General features: G+C 63.4%; 22 protein-coding genes. 12 read left to right on the plus strand and 10 right to left on the minus strand.

Annotated elements, in window-relative coordinates; genetic code table 11:
- Nucleotides 1-32 precede the first annotated feature (32 nt).
- Both DBV08_RS24180 and DBV08_RS24185 read left to right on the plus strand, forming a co-directional pair.
- Nucleotides 33-653 carry a TetR/AcrR family transcriptional regulator gene (locus DBV08_RS24180; protein WP_124569132.1) on the plus strand — a complete coding sequence of 207 codons (621 nt, stop codon included), beginning with the start codon at nucleotides 33-35 and terminating at the stop codon, nucleotides 651-653.
- The gene (locus DBV08_RS24185) at nucleotides 650-1,594 is read left to right on the plus strand and encodes a C-terminal binding protein (RefSeq protein WP_124569133.1); all 945 of its coding nucleotides are present in this window, start codon (nucleotides 650-652) and stop codon (nucleotides 1,592-1,594) included. Before DBV08_RS24180 ends, DBV08_RS24185 begins: the two co-directional genes overlap by 4 nt.
- A 12-nt stretch (nucleotides 1,595-1,606) precedes the next feature.
- Here DBV08_RS24185 and DBV08_RS24190 read toward each other — a convergent pair whose 3' ends face one another.
- A complete protein-coding gene (locus DBV08_RS24190) occupies nucleotides 1,607-2,380 on the minus strand; it encodes a class II aldolase/adducin family protein (RefSeq protein WP_003939863.1) in 774 nt (257 codons plus the stop codon).
- Between the two features lie 134 nt (nucleotides 2,381-2,514).
- On the opposite strand from DBV08_RS24190, the gene DBV08_RS24195 reads away from it, so the two are divergent.
- Complete coding sequence (locus DBV08_RS24195) at nucleotides 2,515-3,567, plus strand: ABC transporter substrate-binding protein (RefSeq protein WP_260395738.1); 1,053 nt, start codon at nucleotides 2,515-2,517, stop codon at nucleotides 3,565-3,567.
- Between the two features lie 46 nt (nucleotides 3,568-3,613).
- Nucleotides 3,614-4,333 carry a dienelactone hydrolase family protein gene (locus tag DBV08_RS24200; RefSeq protein ID WP_124569134.1) on the plus strand — a complete coding sequence of 240 codons (720 nt, stop codon included), beginning with the start codon at nucleotides 3,614-3,616 and terminating at the stop codon, nucleotides 4,331-4,333.
- Here DBV08_RS24200 and DBV08_RS24205 read toward each other — a convergent pair whose 3' ends face one another.
- On the minus strand, nucleotides 4,334-5,059 hold the full coding sequence (locus tag DBV08_RS24205) for an SDR family NAD(P)-dependent oxidoreductase (protein ID WP_095972081.1): 726 nt from the start codon (nucleotides 5,057-5,059) through the stop codon (nucleotides 4,334-4,336).
- Nucleotides 5,060-5,131: 72 nt separating this feature from the next.
- Between DBV08_RS24205 and DBV08_RS24210 the strand changes: the two genes are divergently transcribed.
- Nucleotides 5,132-5,668 (plus strand): MarR family winged helix-turn-helix transcriptional regulator, encoded by a 537-nt coding sequence (locus DBV08_RS24210; protein WP_235170403.1) that lies wholly within the window; start codon nucleotides 5,132-5,134, stop codon nucleotides 5,666-5,668.
- Here the strand turns inward: DBV08_RS24210 and DBV08_RS24215 are convergent, their stop codons facing one another.
- Genes DBV08_RS24215 through pcaH form a run of 6 tightly spaced genes read right to left on the minus strand, consistent with a single transcriptional unit; the run spans nucleotide 5,669 to nucleotide 11,597 of the window.
- On the minus strand, nucleotides 5,669-6,880 hold the full coding sequence (locus DBV08_RS24215) for an acetyl-CoA C-acetyltransferase (RefSeq protein ID WP_124569135.1): 1,212 nt from the start codon (nucleotides 6,878-6,880) through the stop codon (nucleotides 5,669-5,671).
- Between the two features lie 24 nt (nucleotides 6,881-6,904).
- The gene (locus DBV08_RS24220; protein WP_124569136.1) at nucleotides 6,905-7,729 is read right to left on the minus strand and encodes an IclR family transcriptional regulator C-terminal domain-containing protein; all 825 of its coding nucleotides are present in this window, start codon (nucleotides 7,727-7,729) and stop codon (nucleotides 6,905-6,907) included.
- On the minus strand, nucleotides 7,726-8,907 hold the full coding sequence (pcaD, locus tag DBV08_RS24225; protein ID WP_124569137.1) for a 3-oxoadipate enol-lactonase: 1,182 nt from the start codon (nucleotides 8,905-8,907) through the stop codon (nucleotides 7,726-7,728). The genes DBV08_RS24220 and pcaD overlap by 4 nt, the downstream gene beginning before the upstream one ends.
- Nucleotides 8,904-10,232, minus strand: a complete 1,329-nt coding sequence (pcaB, locus tag DBV08_RS24230) for a 3-carboxy-cis,cis-muconate cycloisomerase (RefSeq protein WP_124569138.1) — start codon at nucleotides 10,230-10,232, stop codon at nucleotides 8,904-8,906. Before pcaB ends, pcaD begins: the two co-directional genes overlap by 4 nt.
- 11 nt (nucleotides 10,233-10,243) lie before the next feature.
- On the minus strand, nucleotides 10,244-10,885 hold the full coding sequence (gene pcaG, locus DBV08_RS24235; protein WP_124569139.1) for a protocatechuate 3,4-dioxygenase subunit alpha: 642 nt from the start codon (nucleotides 10,883-10,885) through the stop codon (nucleotides 10,244-10,246).
- A complete protein-coding gene (gene pcaH / locus DBV08_RS24240) occupies nucleotides 10,878-11,597 on the minus strand; it encodes a protocatechuate 3,4-dioxygenase subunit beta (RefSeq protein ID WP_124569140.1) in 720 nt (239 codons plus the stop codon). Before pcaH ends, pcaG begins: the two co-directional genes overlap by 8 nt.
- A gap of 171 nt (nucleotides 11,598-11,768) precedes the next feature.
- Here pcaH and DBV08_RS24245 point away from each other — a divergent pair, with 171 nt between their 5' ends.
- Both DBV08_RS24245 and DBV08_RS24250 read left to right on the plus strand, forming a co-directional pair.
- Nucleotides 11,769-12,515 (plus strand): CoA transferase subunit A, encoded by a 747-nt coding sequence (locus DBV08_RS24245; protein ID WP_007730016.1) that lies wholly within the window; start codon nucleotides 11,769-11,771, stop codon nucleotides 12,513-12,515.
- Nucleotides 12,512-13,159, plus strand: a complete 648-nt coding sequence (locus DBV08_RS24250; protein WP_124569141.1) for a CoA transferase subunit B — start codon at nucleotides 12,512-12,514, stop codon at nucleotides 13,157-13,159. The genes DBV08_RS24245 and DBV08_RS24250 overlap by 4 nt, the downstream gene beginning before the upstream one ends.
- Before the next feature lie 63 nt (nucleotides 13,160-13,222).
- Here DBV08_RS24250 and DBV08_RS24255 read toward each other — a convergent pair whose 3' ends face one another.
- A complete protein-coding gene (locus DBV08_RS24255; RefSeq protein ID WP_124569142.1) occupies nucleotides 13,223-14,101 on the minus strand; it encodes an AraC family transcriptional regulator in 879 nt (292 codons plus the stop codon).
- 154 nt (nucleotides 14,102-14,255) lie between these two features.
- Here DBV08_RS24255 and DBV08_RS24260 point away from each other — a divergent pair, with 154 nt between their 5' ends.
- From DBV08_RS24260 to DBV08_RS24275, 4 genes are all read left to right on the plus strand, one after another.
- Entirely contained in the window at nucleotides 14,256-14,828 is a 573-nt protein-coding gene (locus tag DBV08_RS24260) for a peroxidase-related enzyme (RefSeq protein ID WP_095972090.1), read from the plus strand.
- Between the two features lie 133 nt (nucleotides 14,829-14,961).
- On the plus strand, nucleotides 14,962-16,656 hold the full coding sequence (locus tag DBV08_RS24265) for a hypothetical protein (protein ID WP_124569143.1): 1,695 nt from the start codon (nucleotides 14,962-14,964) through the stop codon (nucleotides 16,654-16,656).
- On the plus strand, nucleotides 16,628-17,245 hold the full coding sequence (locus tag DBV08_RS24270; protein ID WP_124569144.1) for a sortase domain-bontaining protein: 618 nt from the start codon (nucleotides 16,628-16,630) through the stop codon (nucleotides 17,243-17,245). Before DBV08_RS24265 ends, DBV08_RS24270 begins: the two co-directional genes overlap by 29 nt.
- Nucleotides 17,246-17,271: 26 nt before the next feature.
- Nucleotides 17,272-18,354 carry a M20/M25/M40 family metallo-hydrolase gene (locus DBV08_RS24275; RefSeq protein ID WP_124569145.1) on the plus strand — a complete coding sequence of 361 codons (1,083 nt, stop codon included), beginning with the start codon at nucleotides 17,272-17,274 and terminating at the stop codon, nucleotides 18,352-18,354.
- Here DBV08_RS24275 and DBV08_RS24280 read toward each other — a convergent pair.
- A complete protein-coding gene (locus DBV08_RS24280) occupies nucleotides 18,315-19,340 on the minus strand; it encodes a LacI family DNA-binding transcriptional regulator (RefSeq protein WP_124569146.1) in 1,026 nt (341 codons plus the stop codon). The genes DBV08_RS24275 and DBV08_RS24280 overlap by 40 nt on opposite strands.
- A gap of 234 nt (nucleotides 19,341-19,574) precedes the next feature.
- Between DBV08_RS24280 and DBV08_RS24285 the strand changes: the two genes are divergently transcribed.
- Nucleotides 19,575-20,417, plus strand: coding sequence for a BtpA/SgcQ family protein (locus tag DBV08_RS24285; protein ID WP_124569147.1), 843 nt, complete (start codon nucleotides 19,575-19,577; stop codon nucleotides 20,415-20,417).
- Nucleotides 20,418-20,419 lie beyond the last annotated feature (2 nt).

Genomic DNA, 20,419 nt, shown 5'->3' on the forward strand with positions numbered 1-20,419 from the left:
GTGCAGGAGTGCACGCCACAAGGAGGTAGATCGTGCCCAAGGTCGTTGATCACGACGAGCGACGGTTGGTGCTGGCCGACGCTGTTCTCAGCCTGATCGCCCGCGAGGGTATCTCGGCGGTGACCACCAGGGCGGTTGCCGAGGAGAGTGGATGGTCGACCGGAGTGTTGAACCACTACTTCAATTCTCGACACGAACTTCTCCTCGCCGCGCTGCGCCGGGCCGCGGACATCCAAGGTGATCAGTATCAGGTCATCTTGGATCAGGTCGACAACTCGGCGCTCGAAAAGTTGCGGGGAATCACCGCCAGTGTTTTGCCACTCGACGATCGACGCCTGGCGATGACGCGCGTGTTCCTCTTCTTCTATGCCGAAGGCGCACAGGAAGAGAAAGCTCGCAGTGAGATCGCGGGCTTTCTCGCTCGGTGGCGCCGGATCGTTCGCGAGACGGTTCTGGAGGCGCAACAGGAGGGGGCGGTGCCGGCAGATGTCGACCCCGACCTCGTGACGATCAGGTTGGTCGGACTCACCGACGGCCTTGCCATGCAGTCGATTCTTGATCCCTTCATGATGGACGCCATTCGGGCTCCCGGCGCGGTGGCCCGAGGCGTCGACGCAGTCCTGCAAGCGATATCCGCGGAGGCTCGGACGTGACGGATCGAATCGTGGTGCTCGACGATTTCATCGACCTCGGCACTCTGCGAGAAACTCTCGGCGCCGCCGGGATCGACGTCGGCGTCGAGTTCAGTTCCGAGATCCCGAGCGGCGCAGGCATAATCGCGCTACTGGTGGGGCCGGAGACCGTAGGGCTCGACGCACATCATCTCGACTCCTTGCCGGATCTGCGTCTCCTCGCGGCCACCTCGGCCGGGTTCGATCACCTGCCGGTGGGCGCGGCCCATGATCGGGGCGTCACCGTCACTCGCGCGGTCGACTACTGCACCGAGGAGGTGGCCGATCATGCGCTGGCGTCGATCCTGTCCTTGCTGCGCTCCATCGGTCCGCTCGATGCCGCAGTGCACCAAGGTCGTTGGAGTGTCGTGGAGTATCCGCCACGTCGGATCGCAGGAACAGTTCTGGGCCTCTATGGATTCGGACTGATCGCTCAGGCACTTGCCAGCCGTGCAGCAGCGCTGGGGATGACGGTCTTGGCAGCGGGGCGTTCACTCTCGGCCGGAGCGCCCGGCGTCGAGGTCGTGGAGTGGGACGAGCTTCTGCGTCGATCGGACGTGTTGAGCGTGCATGTTCCGTTGACTGCGGAGACTGCGGGCATCGTGGACGCTCAGGCTTTGGCGTCGATGAAGCCGGGATCGTTCCTGGTCAACGTCTCGCGCGGAGGCCTCGTCGATCACGAAGCGCTCGGAAGTGCTTTGCGTAGCGGCAGATTGGCCGGCGCTGCGGTCGACGTGCTACCGACAGAACCGCCGACTGCTGATGATCCGATACTGCAGATTCCGAACCTGACGATCACTCCTCATGCCGCCTGGTATTCGTCGGCGGTCTCGGGGACTCTGGCCAGGCAGTCCGCACTCAACGTCGTTGCGGTGCTGACGGGAAAGTCCCCGGTGGGCGTTGTAGCCGCACCGGGGTCCTGAGGGGCGCTCGCCTCAGTTCTTGTATTCCGGATCGATTCGATCGAGAAGGCGAAGTAGTGCAGCCCAGGCTAATTCGTAAGCCTGGTCGTCACTGAACTCGTCTTTCACCTCGCCCGCGAATTGTCTGGCGGTGTACTCCGCCAGTTCAGGGGAGGGTAGGCGCAGACTGCCGGAAGCCTGTGCGGCGATCTGGATGTCGCATGCTTTCTCCAGGTAGAACATTCGCAGAAATGCTTCCGACGCAGTCTCGCCGACAGTCAGCAGGCCGTGATTGCGGAGAATCAGCGCGGGGTGGGTGCCGAGATCCTTCACCAACCGCTCACGCTCGACGGTGTTGAGAGCGATGCCCTCGTAGTCGTGGTAGCCGACCCGATTGTAGAACTCCATCGAGATCTGGTTGAGCGGCAGCAGACCGTCTTCCTGTGCTGCGACGGCGCAGCCGGCCTTGGTGTGCGTATGAAGGACGCACTGTGCGTCTGACCGCGCGGAGTGCACTGCCCCATGGATTACGAATCCTGCTGGGTTGACCTGATATTCGGACGGCTCGACGAGGTTCCCGTCGAGATCGATCTTGACCAGGTTGGATGCTGTGATCTCTTCGAAGAGAAGGCCGTACGGATTGATGAGGAAATGATGTTCGGGCCCCGGAACGCGCACCGAGACGTGCGTGAAGATGAGGTCCGTCATCTTGAAGTGGGCGAGCAACCGGTAGACGGCGGCGAGTTCGCGGCGAAGTTCCAGTTCGGACTTGGCAATTGTTGGCGGGGTGGTGGCCGGCGCGCTCATGCGGTCTCCGTTTCTATGAGCAGTACAACTTTCGTTTAAATATATCAATCGATATATTTAAACGTCAATGGTTGCCGTACACCGAAACGTAGGAGCCCCACGCGTGCTCAGGGTGGGCTAATCTCGCATTCGCTGTGCCCTCGGCGCGCGCAGCAGACGCCGAGAAGGAGAGTGCACACGTGTACGGAACGATTCGCGAATCACCGACGACCGCTGAACTCGTGGACCAGCTCAGCCGCCGTGGGTTCTTCGGCGTCGGCGCGGCGGCAGCGGCCGCCATCCTTGCGGGGTGTTCGACGACGTCAGATGCCGCAGACGCCGGTGAGCAACGCCAAGTCGTCAATGCGCTCGGAACCACCACGATCTCGGGAAAGCCGGAAAGGATCGTTGTTGCCAGCGACTTCACGGATCTGGAATTCCTGCTCTCGCTCGGCGTTCACCCAGTCGCCTACGGCAACACAGGATCGTGGGACCGCGGTTCACTGCCGTGGCAGAGCGCCGCGGGAATAGCCGATCTCGAAAGCTTCGGCACCACAGGCGAAATCAATCCGGAAATCATCGCGCGTTACTCGCCGGACCTCATCATCGGTATGAAGACTTATCTCGAACCGGCAGCCGAGAGGCTCAGTCAGATCGCGCCGGTCGTAGCGCTGGACTGGACCACGTCGTGGCGTGACGGCGTTGCCACGGTCGGCCGGGCCGCTTTTGTCGACGAGGCCGCTACTGCCGCGATCGCCCGGACCGATGCCCTGATCTCCGACACGGCAGCTTCACTCAACGGTCTGGGCGGCAAGGCGATCATGATCGGCTCGATGTACGGCGATCAGTTGTATGTGCAAGGGGATGCCAGTGCACCCGGGGTTCTGCTGCGAGAACTCGGACTCAACTATCGCGGATACAACGCCGAGCAGATGACTGCGCTGTCGATGGAACAGGCGGAGGTACTCGCGCCCGCAGACATTCTGCTCAGCCTAGCTTCTGACCAGGAAGCCACGACGAGGTTCGAGAACTTCGCAGTTTTCCAGAACCTCCCCGCGGTGAAGGCGCGAGCCTATGCGCCGGTGGAACTTCTGCTCTCGAGTGCTTTCGTCGACAATTTCGGTCCGCTGAGCGCGCCGTACGCCTTGCCGCAGCTCGCCGAGCTCTTGTCCGGACTTGCGGCGGGCCAGGGAAAACAGCTTCCCTGACCTCGCTTGCGAGCCTGTGGACGCCGTGTCGGCCTAGCATCGAGACATGGTGGACATAGATCTGACGGGCCGCGCCGCAGTAGTCGGCGGATCACAACCGCTGCGAGCGATACTCGAAACCCCCACTACCCCCGGCCCGTGGCCGGGGGTAGTGATGATTCACGAGGCCTTCGGGCTCGAAGAGGTGATGCAGCGTCAAGCCAAGCGGCTGGCCGCTGCGGGATTCCTGACGCTTGCCGTCGACCTCTACAGCGCGGGCGGGGCGAAGCGGTGCCTCGTGCCCACCATGACGTCGATGCTTCGAGGCCACGGCAAGGCGTTTACCGACATCGAAGTCGCTCGCAGTTGGTTGGTGGAATCCCCGGACTGCACGGGAAAGATCGGTGTCATCGGATTCTGTATGGGCGGCGGCTTCGCGATGGTCAGCGCCGGAGATTTCGATGCTGCATCGGTCAATTACGGTCAGCTTCCACGCAAACTCGATGAGGCCGTGGTGGATTCGTGCCCGATCGTCGGGAGTTTCGGAGGCAAGGACTTTTCGCTCCGGGGCGCGGCAGCGAAACTGGAGACGGCGCTCGACAATGCCGGTATCGAGAACGACGTCAAGGAGTACCCCACCGCCGGCCATGCGTTCCTCAACGACGCGGAGGCCGGACCCAAGGTGCTTCGTCCGTTGGAGCGCATCGTCGGAATCGGTCCCGATCCTGTTGCAGCGCAGGATGCCTGGAAGCGAATCGACTCGTTCTTCGAGCGCCACCTGGCATGATCAGCGACTGGTTCTCTCACCCCCGTTGACTGCCAATACCTGGCCGGTGATCTGCCGGGCGCCAGGTGAGGCCAAGAAGTGGACGGCCGACGCGATGTCGTCCGGCGTTCCGGCGCGCTTGGTGCTGGTGGATTCGATCAGCATCGCGCGACGCTCGTCCGTCAGAAAGTCTCGGAAGAACTCCGTGTCGGCGATGTAACCGGGGGAGACGATGTTCGCCGTGATGCCTTCGGGGCCCAGTTCGGCGGCCAGATCGACATTCCACGTCGCAACTGCCGCTTTGGCAGCGCCGTACGCTCCCGCGCCCTTGTCGGCGGCAATCGATCCGATGGTGATGACGGCACCGCCACTGGGGATTCGATCTCGAACTGCAGCTGTGGTCAACACTGCGGAGATGAGGTTGGAGTCCAGATTGGCACGCCACCCGGCGGCCAGGGATTCCAGATCTGACGGCGCTTCGCGATCGAAGTCCGTGTTACCGCCGGCGCAGTGCACCACGACGTCGACGGTTCCCGGAAGCGAATCCTGCAACCGCTTCAGGTCTTTCGGGTCGGAGTTGTCACACGTCAAGGCGTGAACAGCGTCGCCCAACTCCTCCGCGGTCTTTTCGAGTGTTTCCGTGCGTCGGCCGGTGACGAAAACTGTGTCTCCGTCTCGGGCGAACGCTGCTGCAACTGCGCGCCCGATCCCTGTTCCGCCGCCGGTGACCAGAACTGTGCGTGTCATGCCTACCTCCGTGAGCTACGTTTAGACCTATACGAAGAACGTATCATTTAGAGCTGAACGAGGTGTGCAGTGGTGGGCGACTACAACCCGGACGACGCGGTGGACGCGGTCGCGTTGGCCTGGCTTCGCGAAAGGCCGGGCACGCCGGTAGAGGGCATCGGCATCGTGACCAGGCTGTGGATGTGCGCCAAGCTGCTCGGTGAGGATCGCCGACGGGTACTCGCCTCGGCCGGTGCGGACACGGCGACTCTGGACCTGCTCAGTGTCCTGCGGCGATCCGGCGAGCCGTATCAGTTGACGACTCGCCAGATCACCGAGCAGACCGGAGTCACGGCCGGTGCGATCTCGCAGCGACTCGCGCGCGCGGAGAACGCAGGCCTGGTGGAGCGGTCTGCAACCGAGGGCTCACGAATCGTTCTCGTGACGCTCACTGCCGCCGGTCACGAGCTGGTGGAGCAACTGGTGGACCGAGTCCTCGGCCGTGAAGCCGAACTGACGTCGATTCTCACCGAGCAGCAGCAGGCCGAACTGACCGAACTGTTGCGTGTCTTTCTCGACGGTCTACGCGGCGAACTCGGTGACCCCGGCGTCGCGCACGTCGGAGCTTGATCAGGACAGGCGCTCGAAGACCGCAGCCAGGCCCTGCCCGCCGCCGATGCACATCGTCTCGAGGCCGTAACGCGCTTCGCGACGGTCCATCTCGCGCAACAGGGTGGCCAGGATTCGTCCACCCGTGGCGCCGACCGGATGGCCGAGGGAGATGCCGGAGCCGTTGGGGTTGATGCGTGGGTCGTCGGCCTCGAGCTTCCAACTCTGCAGGACTGCGAGTGCTTGTGCCGCGAAGGCTTCGTTGAGTTCGATGACATCCATGTCCGCCAGGGTCAATCCGAGGCGGCCGAGTGCCTTCTCCGACGCCGGGACGGGACCGATGCCCATGGTGCGCGGGGGAACGCCCGCGACACTCCAACTTGCCAAGCGCGCGAGGGGGCGCAGTCCGAGTGCGCGGGCCTTGTCTGCGGTGGTGACGATCGCCAGTGCTGCGCCGTCGTTCTGGCCGCTGGCATTACCTGCGGTCACGGTGGAGTCGGGGTCGATCTTTGCGCGCATGGGACGAAGGCGCGCAAGCGATTCCATCGAGGTGTCGGCCCGCGGATGCTCGTCGGTGTCGACGATCAGGGCCTCACCCTTGCGCTGCGGAACGGATACCGGAACGATTTCCTCGGCGAAGACGCCGTTCTTCTGGGCGGCGACTGCACGCTGATGCGACTGCACCGCGAGTGCGTCCTGATCCTCTCGGCTGATGGAGAACTCGGCACGCAGGTTCTCTGCCGTTTCGATCATTCCGCCGGGAACCGGGAATTCGCGTCCACCGGCTGTGACGCGGGCACGAGCGAGACGATCGCTGAGCGCAACACCCTCACCCTTGACGCCCCAACGCATTCCGGTTGCGTAGAACTCGGCTTGGCTCATCGACTCGGCACCGCCCGCGAGGACCAGGTCACTGCCACCGGACTGAACCTGCATGACGGCCTGGATGATTGCCTGCAATCCCGACCCGCACCGGCGATCCACCTGCATGCCGGGAACGTCGACACCCAGACCGGCGTTCAGCGCCGCGATGCGTCCGATCGCCGGAGCCTCACCGTTCGGCGAAGCCTGGCCGAGAATGACGTCGTCGATCTCTGCGCCGGAAATGCCGGTACGCGTGACGAGTTCGGTGATCAGCGTCGAGGCGAGATCTTCCGGAGCTACGTCACGGAATACGCCGCCGAAGCGGCCGACAGGGGTGCGGAGGGGCTCACAGATGACAACGTCAGGCATTGGTTCTTCCTTGGGTATGCCCGGTCAGCGAGTAGCTGCCGAGTGATTGTTGGACGACTGAGTACGTCCGAGATCGACGGAGATAGCGTCCGCGGTGGCGACTGCGGCCGGAACCAGTTCACCGCGAACAGCTTCGGCGCTGTAGCGGGCGGCTTGGGTGGAGATGTTGACGGCCGCGACCACGTCACCGGTTGCGTCCCGGATCGGTGCGGCGAGCGAGCGCAGACCTTCTTCGAGTTCCTGGTCGACTATCGCGAACCCGTCGGCGCGAATCTTCTCGAGTTCGGCGCGCAGTCCGTCGGCGGTGGAGATGGTCTTGCCGGTCAGGCGGGCGAAGGACACGCGGGCGAGGTAGGCGTCCAGTGCGTCGTTCGGCAGGCCGGCGAGCAGAACCCTGCCCATGGACGTGGCGTACGCGGGAAAGCGTGTGCCGATGGTGATGGACACCGTCATGATGCGGCTGACCGGAACACGGGCTACGTACACGACGTCGTCGCCGTCGAGGATCGACACGGAGGTGGATTCACGGACCTTGGCGGACAGGGCTTCCAGATGCGGCCCGGCGATCTCGGGAAGGGACAGACTGGAGAGGTAGCTGTAGCCGAGTTCGAGGACTCGCGGCGTCAACCAGAACACCGAACCGTCCGTACGTACGTATTCGAGTTCGACGAGTGTGAGCAGGAAGCGGCGAGCAGTCGCACGCGTGAGATCGGTGTGCCTGGCAACCTCGCTGAGGGTGCGACGCGGGTGCTCACCGTCGAAAGCCTTGATGACGGAAAGCCCACGGGCCAGCGACTGCACGTAGTCCGGGGACGGTCCCGGCGACTGCTCGCTGCTGTTCTCGCTCATGTTGTCTCGTTCTCCTCAGGTTCGGCCGAGAGGTCCGCGAGTGCTTGCTTTCCCAGCGCAAAAGCCAAGTTGCTGTTCGGCACACCCGCATAGACCGCGGTATGGAGAAATACTTCCACGAGTTCGTCGGGATCGATCCCGGCACGCAGTGCAGCACGAATATGCATGTCGAGTTCGTGTTCGTTGCCGACGGCGGTGAGGATCGCGAGAGTGAGGAGTCGGCGAGTGTGGTGATCGAGGCCGGGGCGTGACCAGATGTCGCCCCACGCCGTGCGAGTGATGAAATCCTGGAACGGGGCCGTGAACTCGGTGGCACCGGCGATGGAACGGTCGACGTGGGCGTCGCCGAGCACCTGACGTCGTACGGTCATGCCTGCCGACACCGCGGCGCTCCGTTGGGCGAGCGCAGATATGTGCGAGGCAATATGCGTTGCAAGCAGTTTGGTGACGCGCCCGGCCTGTTCGACGTTGGCCAGGTGTGCGCCGGGATCAACGACGTGTAGTACCGCATCGGCGATACCGTCGGCGATCGCGCTCAGCGTCGCCGGAGGTGTGGACGGATCCTGCTCACCCGCGACGAGGAGCGTCGGAGCGACGATGCGGGCCAGGTCGGCGCGGCCGTCCCACACCGAAAGTGCCTCGCAGCAGGCGGCATAGCCCTCGTCGGGTGTGGCTTCGACCATCGCGACGTGGCGGGCGACAAGTTCCGGATCGTTGTCGGCCAGTCCCGGGGTGAACCAGCGTCCGACCACGGCGGCCGCGATGGATGCAATACCGTCCGCACGGACAGCCTGCGCACGATCGATCCACGGCTGAGCCGGGGCGAACTGCGAGGACGTGCACATCAAGGTCAAGGTCTCCACGCGAGTGGGGTGGTGCGCGGCGATCCACTGGCTGACAGCGCCGCCGAGGGAGAGCCCGACCAGATGTACGGACTCGAGTTCGAGCGAATCGAGGAGAGCGATGACATCGCCGCCGAGATCGGCAATGGAGTATGGGCCGGCGGGAACCGGCGACTTGCCGTGGCCGCGATGGTCGACGGCGATGACGCGGTAGCGATTCGACAGCGCGTGAATCTGCGGCTGCCACATGGACAGATCGGATCCGAGTGACCCCAGGAGCACCACTGCGGGAGCATCAGGATTGCCGGTCTGTTGAAAGTTGAGCGCGACGCTCATCGAGATCCTCCTGTAGGGCGTTCGGCGAGGGCGCGGTCGACCAGATCGGTGGCGTGGCCCAGATAGTGTGCGGGGTCGAGCAATTCGGCGATCTCGGTTTCGCTCAGGTGTTCTGCGACAGCGGGATCTCGATCCAGTCCGACCCCGGAAGTGGCTGCCGCTGTGACGATGTCGCGCGCTCGATCAGTGTGTGCGGACAGAGCCTTGGTGACACGCTCGGCAAGAATCAGGCCACCGGTGATGTCGAGATTGCGAGCCATCGACTCGGTGTGTACGTGCAGACCGGTGAGGCTGACGGAAAGCTGGTGCGCCGCTCCGCCGGCCAGGCGCAGGAGATCGGTGACTGTTTCCCACTCGGCGTGCCAGGGGCCTGCAGCGCGAGCGAATTCGTGATCCATGTTCGACAGAGCTGTGGCCACCAGTGCGGGAGTGCGTCGCGCTGCTGCGCGGGCGGTGATCGCGGCAACCGGATTCTGCTTGTGGGGCATGGCCGATGAGCCGCCCGGAGCGCTCTCGGCGACCTCGGACAGCTCGGTGGACGCCATGACGGTGATGTCGGTGGCTGGCTTGGAAACGGCGCCGGCGACGATACCGAGTGTGGTCGCGAGTTCTGCGATGGTCACGCGGTCGGTGTGCCACGGAGTGACCTGCCTGGCCAGGCCGAGTTCGTCGGCCAGCGCATCGGCGATCCTGAGCCCGTCGGGATACAGAGCAGCGAGTGTTCCCGCGGCTCCGCCGAATTGAACCGGCAACGTGGACAGCACGATCTCGAGTCGGATCGCCGCGGCGTCGAGTGCGGTGAACCAACTCGAGGCCAGTAGCCCGAAGGTGGTCGGAAGTGCTTGTTGGCCCAGGGTTCTGGCGACCATCGGAGTGGCGCGATGGATGCGAGCGAGGTGGGCGGCGGAATCGGCGGCGCGGGTCAGATCGGCCAGAACCACCGCGCCTGCGCGTCGCGTCAACAGCATCAGCGCACAGTCCATGATGTCCTGGCTGGTGGCGCCCGGGTGCACCACGGAGGCAGGCACACCTTCCAGTCCGACCCTTTCACGCAGCATCTTCACCAGTGGGATGACGGGATTTCCGCCGGCGGCCGACGCACGGCCGAGCGCCACGATGTCGAGACCGCCCGGTTGTGAGAGTTCAGCTGCAGCAGCCGCCACCGCGGCGCAATGTTCCCCATCTGCCAACCCGACTGTGGCCATGGCACAACTCAGTGCGGCCTCCACGTCGAGCAACGCGGTGACCCACGCCTGGTCGGACAGGTGCTCCGATACTCGGGTGGCCCCGAACACCGGGTCGAACAGTGCGCCGCGAGTGGGCATGTGTACTCCTCTTACAGCTCGAAGAAGGGCGTCTCGACGCCGTTCGCGTCCTCGTCCTGAACATAGACCGTCCAGGAGTACCCACCGTCGACCTTGGTTGCAACCAACTTCGCGCGTTCGGTTTCGCTCAGTGAGGACAGCACCGGATCTGTTGCGTGTGCGTCGGCGTCTTCGGGGAAGTACAAGCGGGTGACCAGACGGTCGAGCATGCCGCGAGCAAATACCGACACGTCGACGTGTGGCGCCTCGTTCACGTCAGCTTCGGTGGGAAGAGCTCCGGGCTTGACTGTGTGGACGAGAGCTGTGCCCGTGGGATCCGCTGCGCTGCGGGCGAATCCGCGGAAACCGGCGGGAGTGAGCTCCACTGCGCCGCGGGGATCGTCCGGATGGTTGAAGCGTCCGAGCGTATCGGCCTGCCACGTTTCGATCATCGCGTCGGCGACGGGTGTGCGGGCGCCGTCGATCACCGTGATGGCCAGCGTGATTCGTCCGGGGGCATCGGCGGGGGCGGCGTCGGGGCCGTCCGTCCAGGGGAGACCGATGTGCCAGTACGGTCCGACGGTCTGAGAGGGCGTGACACCGAAGGGGGCAGTGGTGAAGTCTCCGGGGACGACCGGATAAGTGGGTGCGGGCTTCGCGGTGTGATCAGTCATCGTGGTCTTCCTCGTTCTCGAATACGGAGGCATTACGGCCGCGCAGGACGATGTCGAAGCGGAACCCGAGCGCCCAGTTGGGGACTGTGGCGTCGTAGTCGAAGACGCTGACCATGCGGTGACGGGCTTCTTCGGGTACCGCGTTGTAGATCGGGTCCTGGAAGAACATCGGATCTTCGGGGAAGTACATCTGCGTCACGAGGCGCTGCGTGAATGCCGTGCCGAACAGCGAGAAATGGATGTGGGCCGGTCGCCAGGCGTTGTCGTGGTTCATCCACGGATAGGCGCCCGGCTTGATCGTGGTGAAGCTGTAGTGGCCGTTCGCGTCGGTGACGCAGCGACCCAGGCCGTTGAAGAACGGATCCAGCGGCGCGGGCCAGTTGTCGCCGGTGTGGCGGTAGCGTCCACCGGCGTTGGCCTGCCACACCTCGAGCAGTGTGTGGGGGACTGGCTTTCCGTCGCCGTCGAGTACGCGGCCGTGAACGACGATGCGCTGTCCCTGTGCTTCGCCGCCGTTGGCAATGGTCAGGTCGTTTTCGCCGGCGCCGACGCGATCCTCGCCGAATACCGGCCCGGTGAGCTCCGTGAGCCGCTGGGGGAGCAGCTTCAGCGGCTGCTTCGGGTGGCGAAGAGAAGTCGTCTTGTAGTCCGCGAAATCGGCCGGGGCGTTGACGCCAGTCGGCCGCTGGTACCTCGGCGGTAGATGCAGCATAGGGAACCTCGTCGTTCGGTTACGTGAAGTTGTTCGCAATGTGTACATGTGTTGCGCTCTGCGAACAGAATAGGTCGTCGACGTGACCCAGGCAATGCCGGGGGTGAAAAATGTTCGTGATGCGGACGGGGGTTCACAATACGTACGCGTCGCGCTACTGTGATCGACATGATGGACAAAGTCATTCCCACTGCTGCCGAGGCCGTCGCCGACGTGCCGGACGGCGTCACGATCGCTGTCGGAGGATTCGGGCTCGTCGGAGTGCCGGAGATCCTCATCGATGCGCTCCTCGAGCAGGGCGCGACGTCACTCGAAACGGTGAGCAACAACTGCGGCACCGACGGGTTCGGGCTCGGAGTGCTCCTGGAGAAGGGGCGTATCCGTCGTACCGTCAGCTCGTACGTCGGCTCCAACAAGGAGTTCGCGCGTCAGTACCTCTCCGGTGAGCTGGAAGTCGAACTCACGCCCCAGGGCACGCTCGCCGAGCGCATGCGTGCCGGGGGAGCGGGCATCCCCGCGTTCTTCACCCCGGCCGGTGTCGGCACCCAGGTTGCCGACGGCGGCCTGCCACTGCGCTACGACGGCAACGGCGGCATCGCAGTTGCCAGCCCGCCCAAGGAAACTCGTGACTTCGACGGCGTCACCTACGTGATGGAACGCGGCATCGTCGCCGACTACGCACTGGTCCATGCCTGGAAAGGTGACCGGCACGGCAACCTCGTCTACCGCGCGAGTACCCAGAACTTCAATCCGGCAGCAGCAACGTCGGGACGCATCACCATTGCGCAGGTCGAGCACCTCGTCGAGCCGGGTGAGCTCGACCCCGCCGAGATCCACACGCCCGGCATTCACGTTCAGCGCGTTGTCCACGTCGGCCCCGTGACGGTCGGCATCGAGAATCGGACGGTACGAGCATGACTTCTGTACTACCCACCAAGCTCACCCGTGAAGAGATGGCGGCGCGCGTTGCGCGCGAACTCGAGGACGGACAGTACGTGAACCTCGGCATCGGTATGCCGACGCTGGTTCCGAACTACCTCCCGACCGACATCACCGTCGTATTGCACTCGGAGAACGGCGTTCTGGGCGTGGGGCCGTACCCCACCGAGGACGAACTCGATCGCGAGCTGATCAATGCGGGCAAGGAGACCATCACCGTTCTTCCCGGTGCGTCGTTCTTCGACTCCTCTGCGTCGTTCGGCATGATCCGCGGTGGTCAGGTCGACGTTGCCGTGCTCGGTGCCATGCAGGTCAGTGCCACCGGGGATCTCGCGAACTGGATGATCCCGGGTCACATGGTCAAGGGCATGGGCGGCGCGATGGATCTGGTCCACGGCGCAAAGCGCGTCATCGTGATGATGGAGCACGTCTCGAAGAAGGGCGAGCACAAGATCGTCGAGGAGTGCTCGCTTCCGCTGACCGGTAAGGGTTGCGTCCAGCGAATCATCACCGACATGGCCGTGATCGACGTGACTGACGAAGGACTCCGTCTGGTGGAGACGGCGCCGGGCATCGGTGTCGACGACGTGGTTGCTGCCACCGGAGCGAAACTGATTCTCTGACAGTCTGTTTAATCTGAAGGCTCAGCCGCCGGGTCGTGACTTCCATCCGACCCGGCGGCTGCTTTACGCGCCGTCGTCGTTCAATTCGCTCTCGACCGGAATCCAGAGCTCGAACCGGGCGACTGTGAAATCGTCGTTGTATTCGGTACGCATGATCTCGGGACCAGGTACGGAGCGAAAAGGGTTGGCCGGGAACCATTCCGTGTAGATATCTCGCCACAAGTACTGCACAGATTCGATTGCCGACCCGTCGGCGGTGAACACGGCCCACGTGTGTGCGTCGACCGTCAGTACGTCGAAACCCGTGGGTGAAGGTTTGCCGGTGACCACCCCCAAGTAGTAATCCAGTTCTGTGCCTTCGGTTCTGGGATGCGCCACATTGTCGACAACACTGACGATTCCCGCCGGTTCCTGATCGGACAGCTCGCGCAAACCGCGCAGCGCAACCTTGTCGACGGAGCGGGTGAAATCTTCGATCGCAGAATTGGGACCTTCGTGAACCAGCGGAACCCGGGCTTTGAATCCGACGACGGTCAGGGCAGGTTTTTCCACAAGCATGTAGTCCATCGGTGTGGCTCCTTCCAATGTCACGTGAATGACAAGTTTCGGTTGTGATTTGAGAACGGCGGGAGCACGTTTGACCGCGCCGGGGCTCACTCCGTGAAATGCGGTGAACGCTCGTGTGAAGGCTTCCGCGGACGAGTAGCCGTACTTCACGGCGGTCTCCAACACCCCTGATCTGCTGACGGACAACTCGGCGCCGGCCACGGTGAGTCGACGTCGACGGATGTATTCGGATACGGGAATGCCGGCAAGGGCCGAGAACATCCTCCGAAAGTGATACTCCGAGGTGGTTGCCAGCCTTGCCATCTCGGCTGTGTCGATCTCGCCGCGCAGATTGCTCTCGATGTACTCGAGTGCGCGGTTCAGTCCGTCGATCATCGTGTCTTCCTGTTCACGGGTTTCACGCTACGCAGATCGCTTGGGTCGTACCCGACTATCCGTGCCCGAAAAAGTAGGGCAGGAAATGCATCTGGACAACTCAGTTAATCATCATTATCTTGAATCGAACATCGTTGGTTGACCAGGAGGCACAGTGAGCACCCGTTTTCCGCAGGCCGAATTGACCGAGGTGCCCGAGGACATCGCCACCAAGATTCTCGAGATCCAGGAGAAGTCGGGGTTCGTGCCCAACGTCTTCCTGATGTTCGCTCGGCGCCCGGCCGAGTTCCGGGCATTCTTCGCGTACCACGACGCGATCATGCTCAAGGAAGATTCCGCGCTCACCAAGGGTGATCGCGAAATGATCGTCACCACGATCTCTGCGGCCAACAAATGTACGTACTGTGTCGTCGCGCATGGCGCGATTCTGCGGATTTACGAGAAGAAGCCGCTGGTCGCCGATCAGGTTGCGGTCAACTATCGCACCGCAGAGATCTCCGATCGTCAGCGCGCGATGCTCGACTTCGCCACGAAGGTGAACTCCGCCTCGCACGAAATCGCCGACGCCGACTTCGATGCCCTCCGTGAGCACGGCTTCGGTGACGAGGACGCGTGGGACATCGCCGCGATCACCGCCTTTTTCGGCCTGAGCAACCGAATGGCGAGCTTCTCCGGCATGCTGCCCAATCCGGAGTTCTACCTGATGGGGCGCATTCCGCGATCCTGATTCCCGCGCGTCGAACAGCAGCTCTCAATTTTTCGGACCGACCGGTCGTAACGTCTGGGGTTCAGTTGACGAAGTAAAGGCTGTCCACGCCGGAATTGCCGTCTTCGTAAAGAAGGCCGAAAGGTTGAGCGCTATGTCGGAGAAGTCCATCGCCCATTCTCGGAGGGTCCGCTCTGCGGCCGCCGGTGCCGTTCTAGCTCTCGGATTGGCGGTGGGCGGCACGGGAATTGCATCGGCAGAGCCGGAAACCGTGTGTACCCCGAGCGCTGATCCGCTGGTGACCTGCTCCGAGGAAGAGGCAGCTGCCACCACCGACGCCGACCCGGCGACGAGTACCGAGACCACACCCGAGAAGGTTGAAGCCGGGGTCGCGGGCGCGGGCAGTGTCGAAACCGCAGGTACGGACGCCGCAGCACTGGCCGAAGCCGAAGCAAAAGCCAAAGCAGCAGCCGACGCGGCAGCAAAGGCAGCCGAAGCAGCCGCGACGGCGGGGGTCGACTCGTCCGCAGCGACAGACACTTCGGTGAAGGCGACCGAGGCAATGACTCAGGCGAGCGTCGAGGCAACCAAGGCGGCGGTCGAATCGACCAAGGCCAAGGCGGAGGCTGGGGCCGCGGAACAGTCTGCCAAGGAAGCCGAAGAGGCGGCCAAGGTTGCGGAGTCCGCTGCGGCCGATGCGAAAGAGGTAGCAAAAACAGCTCAGGCAGAAGCAGACGCTGCCGCAGCCAAGGCTGCGGAACTCGAGGAGGCTGCAAAGGCCGCCGGTTCGGGGCCCAAGACCGAAGAGGCCGCAAAGGCGCGCGCCGAGGCTAATGCTCTGCAGGCCAAGGCCGACGAGGCGAAGGCCGCCGCGGATGCAAACGCCAAGCTGGTTGCGGACAAGAACAAGGAGGCTGAGGAAGCCTTCAAGAACTGGGATTTCGCGAAGGCAGCCGTCGCCAAGGCTCAGGCGCTGGCCGCAGCGTGGAATGCCAAGCAACTCGCGATCACCGTCAAGGAAACTCAGAAGGTGGCCGCCGCCGCCGAAACCACGGCCAAGGCAGCCGAGTCCGCAGCTGCAACCGAGGTAGAAGCTGCCACCGCCGCCCGTAAGGCTGCTGATGAAGCGGCAGCTGCCGCAGCTTCCGCACAGAAGGACGCCGAGGCTGCACAGAAGGCCGCGGAGGCGGCACAGGCCGAGGCCGATGCTGCGGGCGAGGCTGCCACCGACAAGCGAGCCATCGCCGACGAAAAGGCCGCCGAAGCCGCCAAGAAAGCCGAAGCTGCCGAGGTGGCGAGCAAGAAGGCGCAGGATCTTTACCTGGCCGCCGAAGACGCGAAGGCCGCAGCCGACGCCGCAGCAGCAAAGGCCAAGGAAGCTCAGGCCGCCGCGGCCGCAGCAAAGGCCGAAGCGGATGCAGCGCAGAAGATCGTCGACGAGCTCAAGGCAAAGGGCGAGAAGGAGATCGACAACGGAACAGGCGTCGGCGGTGAGGTGATCATCGGTGAGCACACCGACGACGGCTCCGGAGTCACGAAGGTCGACGAGACCACCGCTGTAGTGAACAAGACCGGCGTCAAGCTGGTCGGCTACTACAACAACAAGGGAGCCTTCAACGTTGTCGACTACTACGTCACCGATGCCGACGGCGATGCGGCACTCGCCGGAAGCCTGCCCCCGGTAGACCTTGCTCTCGGCGACACTGCAAGCAGCACCAGCGGTAGCAGCAGCTCCAACCTGCCGGCTGTACTGATCGGCGTCGGAGTCGTAGGCGCTGCCGCCGCAGCAGCTACGACGGTGGTTGTTCGTCGCAAGCGTCATGACGGTACAGGCAACACGTCTGCGTAGCGCCGGCCTCTCGGCGGTAGCGATCCTCGCACTCCTCGTTTCCGGATGTTCGGGCGAGAACGCGGGATCGCTACCCGATCGCTCGCCGGTGCAGTCGCACATCGCGGCTGCACCGGCTTCGGTGACCGTCGATCCGGCAGAACCTGAGCGGATCGAGTTGAGGTCTGCGTCCGGGGTCACGTACCTGAGCAGTCCGTTGCACTCGGAAAAACTGATGCGCGGCGGCGAGAGTGGGCAGCAGCTGAATCCGGTCGACGAGCTGCCGGTGTGGTGGGGTGAGAGCGGAATGCCGGGAACGTCGACCACACAGACCGTTGTTGTCGTCGGCCACAACTTCACCACTCGCGAAGCACCGTTCCGGGCGCTCCGGGTGGTGGAGCCAGGAGATCACGTCCTGCTGAGCACACCGAACGGGGTGCTCGAGTACGACGTCGAAACCGTCGGGCCGCTGCACAAAGGTTCGCTGCTGGGCACTCACGAGTTGCGTGAATCGGTTCCCGGGCGGTTGATCCTCGCCAATTGTGATGTGGTCGAAGGAGAGTCGACCGACGATAATTACGTTGTCATCGCCCAGCTGGCAGCGCACTGAATCCGTGGGAGTGCAAGAATGGGTTCATGGATTCCCTCGGACTTCTCTCGGAACTGGTGGCTCTCGACACGGTCTCGGGGAAGGCCGCTCCTCAACGACGGGCGATGGATTCGATTGTCTCGTTGGTTCTCTCACGTGTGCCACAGGCGAAGGTGGAGTCAGACCTGACCGGCAATCATCCCTGGGCCTTGATCACCAACGAAGCAGCACCCTCGGCGGCAAGACTGTTGTTCGCCTGCCACGTCGACACGGTGCCGGTGGGCACTGTCTCGGACTGGGAATTCGACCCGTATGCCGCGCAGGTCGACGGTGAATTGTTCCTCGGCAGAGGGACATCGGACATGAAAGCCGGCCTTGTCGCCGCTACTGCCGCGGTTATCGACGCCTTCGAACGTGGAGTCCCGGTCGCACTACTGCTGACGAGCGACGAGGAAATCGGGTCGCTCGGGGCCGTTCGTTCGGCCGACGCCGTAGCGAATCTCGAGGTCGGGGCCGTCATCGTTCCCGAGGCGACAGGAAATCAGATCAACCTCGGGCACCGTGGTGCACTGTGGCTCGACGTGTCTGTCAAAGGGAAAGCCGCGCACGGGAGTACGCCGCAGCGCGGAACAAACGCCGTCCTCAAACTGCTCGACGTCGTCGACCGAGCTCGACGTGAGCTTCCGCTGTCGTCCGACGCGTTTCTGGGCGCAGAAACCTGGAACCTCGGCTTGGTCGGTGGGGGTTCGGCTCCGAACATCGTGCCGGACAGTGCCCATGCGGTGATCGATCATCGCACGGTGGGAGACGGAACCGACCTGCTCGCTTGGTGGCGCGCCCAACCGGAAGTCGACTCGGTGGAGACGTCGATTCACCTGGGAGGTGTGCGTACCGACGCATCGGACTCGTGGTTGGCCACCCTGCCGTTCCCCGTTGCAACCGAACCGGTTTCGTACTTCACCGATGCTTCGGTACTGGCCGCGGCCGCCCCCGGAGCTCCCGTCGTGATCTGGGGCCCTGGCACTCCCTCGTTGATGCATGCGGCGAACGAAAGCGTCAAGGTGTCCGAACTGGACGATGCGATTGCGGCCTACGTTGCGGTTGCCGCTGCTTGGCCGACGGTGGACTGACGGACAATCAGTTCAGGAGCAAGCGCAATGTGGGCTGTCGACTCGGAAGAGTTGTTCATCGCCTGATCCAGAAGTCGCACAGCTTCTTCCGCGATTCTCTCCTGCGGCTGCCCGACGGTGGTCAACGGAGGGTTGCACAACTCGGAGAAGGGAATGTTGTCGAAACCCGTGACCAGAACGTCGCCGGGAACGTCGATGCCCAATGAGTGGCAGGTCTGCAACACGCCGAGTGCGATCAAGTCGTCGGCGCAGACCAGAGCGTCGGGACGAGTTCTGCCGGTCAGGATGGTGTTGGAAGCCGTGCGCCCCCACTCGATCGAGTACTCGCCGAGTTGTGTCCACTCGTCACGAGTTTCGATCCCCATTCGATCCGCGTGGCGGAAGAAGCCGGCCCGGCGAAGTTCTGTTGACGAATTGGTCAGCTCGGAACTGATGAAGGCGGCCGATCGCGCGCCACGCTCCGACAGATGCTCCATCACCAGGGATTGAGCGGCGTCGTCGTCGACACCGACCCAGTCCGTCTGGGTATCCATGGCAAACCGGTCGAGTTGAACGACCGGAAGCGTTGCCGCGCTGGCTCGGACCGCTTCGGAACTCAATTCGCCGTGGCACGGGCTGATGATGATTCCGTCGACTTGACGGGAGACGAGCGACTTGAGCCGCTGCGCTTCCACGTCGGGGTCGGAACGAGAATCGCACAGGAACAGTTGTAGTCCGCGCTGAGCGAGGACGTGTTCGACGTTGACCACCAGCGAGGTGAAGAAGGGGTTCGCGATACTCGGAACCACCATTCCGACAGTGTCCGTCCGATTACGACGCAGTGAGCTGGCGATGATGTTTCCCGAGTATCCGAGAGAATCCGCGGCTCGTTTGATCGTCGCCGCAAGCTCGTCCGAGACAGGACGGGAGCCGGACAGTGCCCGCGAGACGGTGGCAGTCGACACCCCGGCCAGTTCCGCGACATCGCGAATGGTCGCCTTGCGCATGCGTCCCCCGTTTTCTGCTCGATTCGGGTCCGAGGTTATCGAACCGCACGGTCCAGTGTCCCGCATGTAACGCGATTGAGGCAATCGTTTACAAATTCGAATTGTGAAAACCTTGACATAACCCGGTGTTGATCGCATAACCTGCTAATTCATCAAGGCAATCGATTACATCGTGTGCAGATCTTGTGCATGGACATACAGCGCAAATCTTGCGCATGGAATGGGGTAGCTGAAGTGACCGCATCACCGCTCGGAGTCTTTCCGCCCAAGCCCTCGGCGTTGGCAGAGATGTTCACCGGCACGCCTTCTCTCATCGGGGCCATTCACCTCCCAGCCCTGCCGGGCAGCCCGCACTACACCGGGCAGCCGGTTTCGGAGATTGCCCGCTTCGCCGTGGAGGAAGCACACGCGTACATCGACAACGGTTTCGACGGCGTGATCGTCGAAAATCACTGGGACATACCGTTCCTCAAACCCGGCGAACACGGCTACGAAACCGCCGCCAGCATGGGAGTCATCACGGCAGCGGTGGTCGGCGAGTTCGGCAAGGCCGTCGGCGTCAGCATCCTGTCCAACGCCGGCGAGTGCGGAGTGGCCGCAGCGTGGGCGGCAGGCGCGAGTTTTGTGCGCGTCAATCAGTGGGCCAATGCCTATATTGCCAATGAGGGTTTCATCGAGGGTCAGGCTGCCAAGACGACGCGCTTCCGTCATCGCATCGGCGCCGACCCGGTCCGGATCTTCGCTGACGTGCACGTCAAGCACGGTGCGCATGCCATCGTCGCGGACCGCACCGTCGCGGAACAGACCGAAGACGCCGAGTTCTTCGACGCGGACGTCCTGATCGCGACGGGTTCGCGCACCGGTGACGCCGCTTCGGTCGACGAGGTTTCCGTGATCCGAGACAACACCGTTCTTCCGGTGATCATCGGATCCGGCATCACGGCTGCCAATGTCGCAGCGCTGATGAAGGAATGCGACGGCGCGATAGTTGCATCCTCGGTGAAGGACAATGGACGCTGGTGGGGACGGGTCGCAGGCGAGAAGGTCCGCGAACTGTCCCGGGCCGCAGGAAAGTAACC

The organism is Rhodococcus sp. KBW08 (genome assembly GCF_003852455.1).
Taxonomy (GTDB): Bacteria; Actinomycetota; Actinomycetes; order Mycobacteriales; family Mycobacteriaceae; genus Rhodococcus_F; species Rhodococcus_F baikonurensis.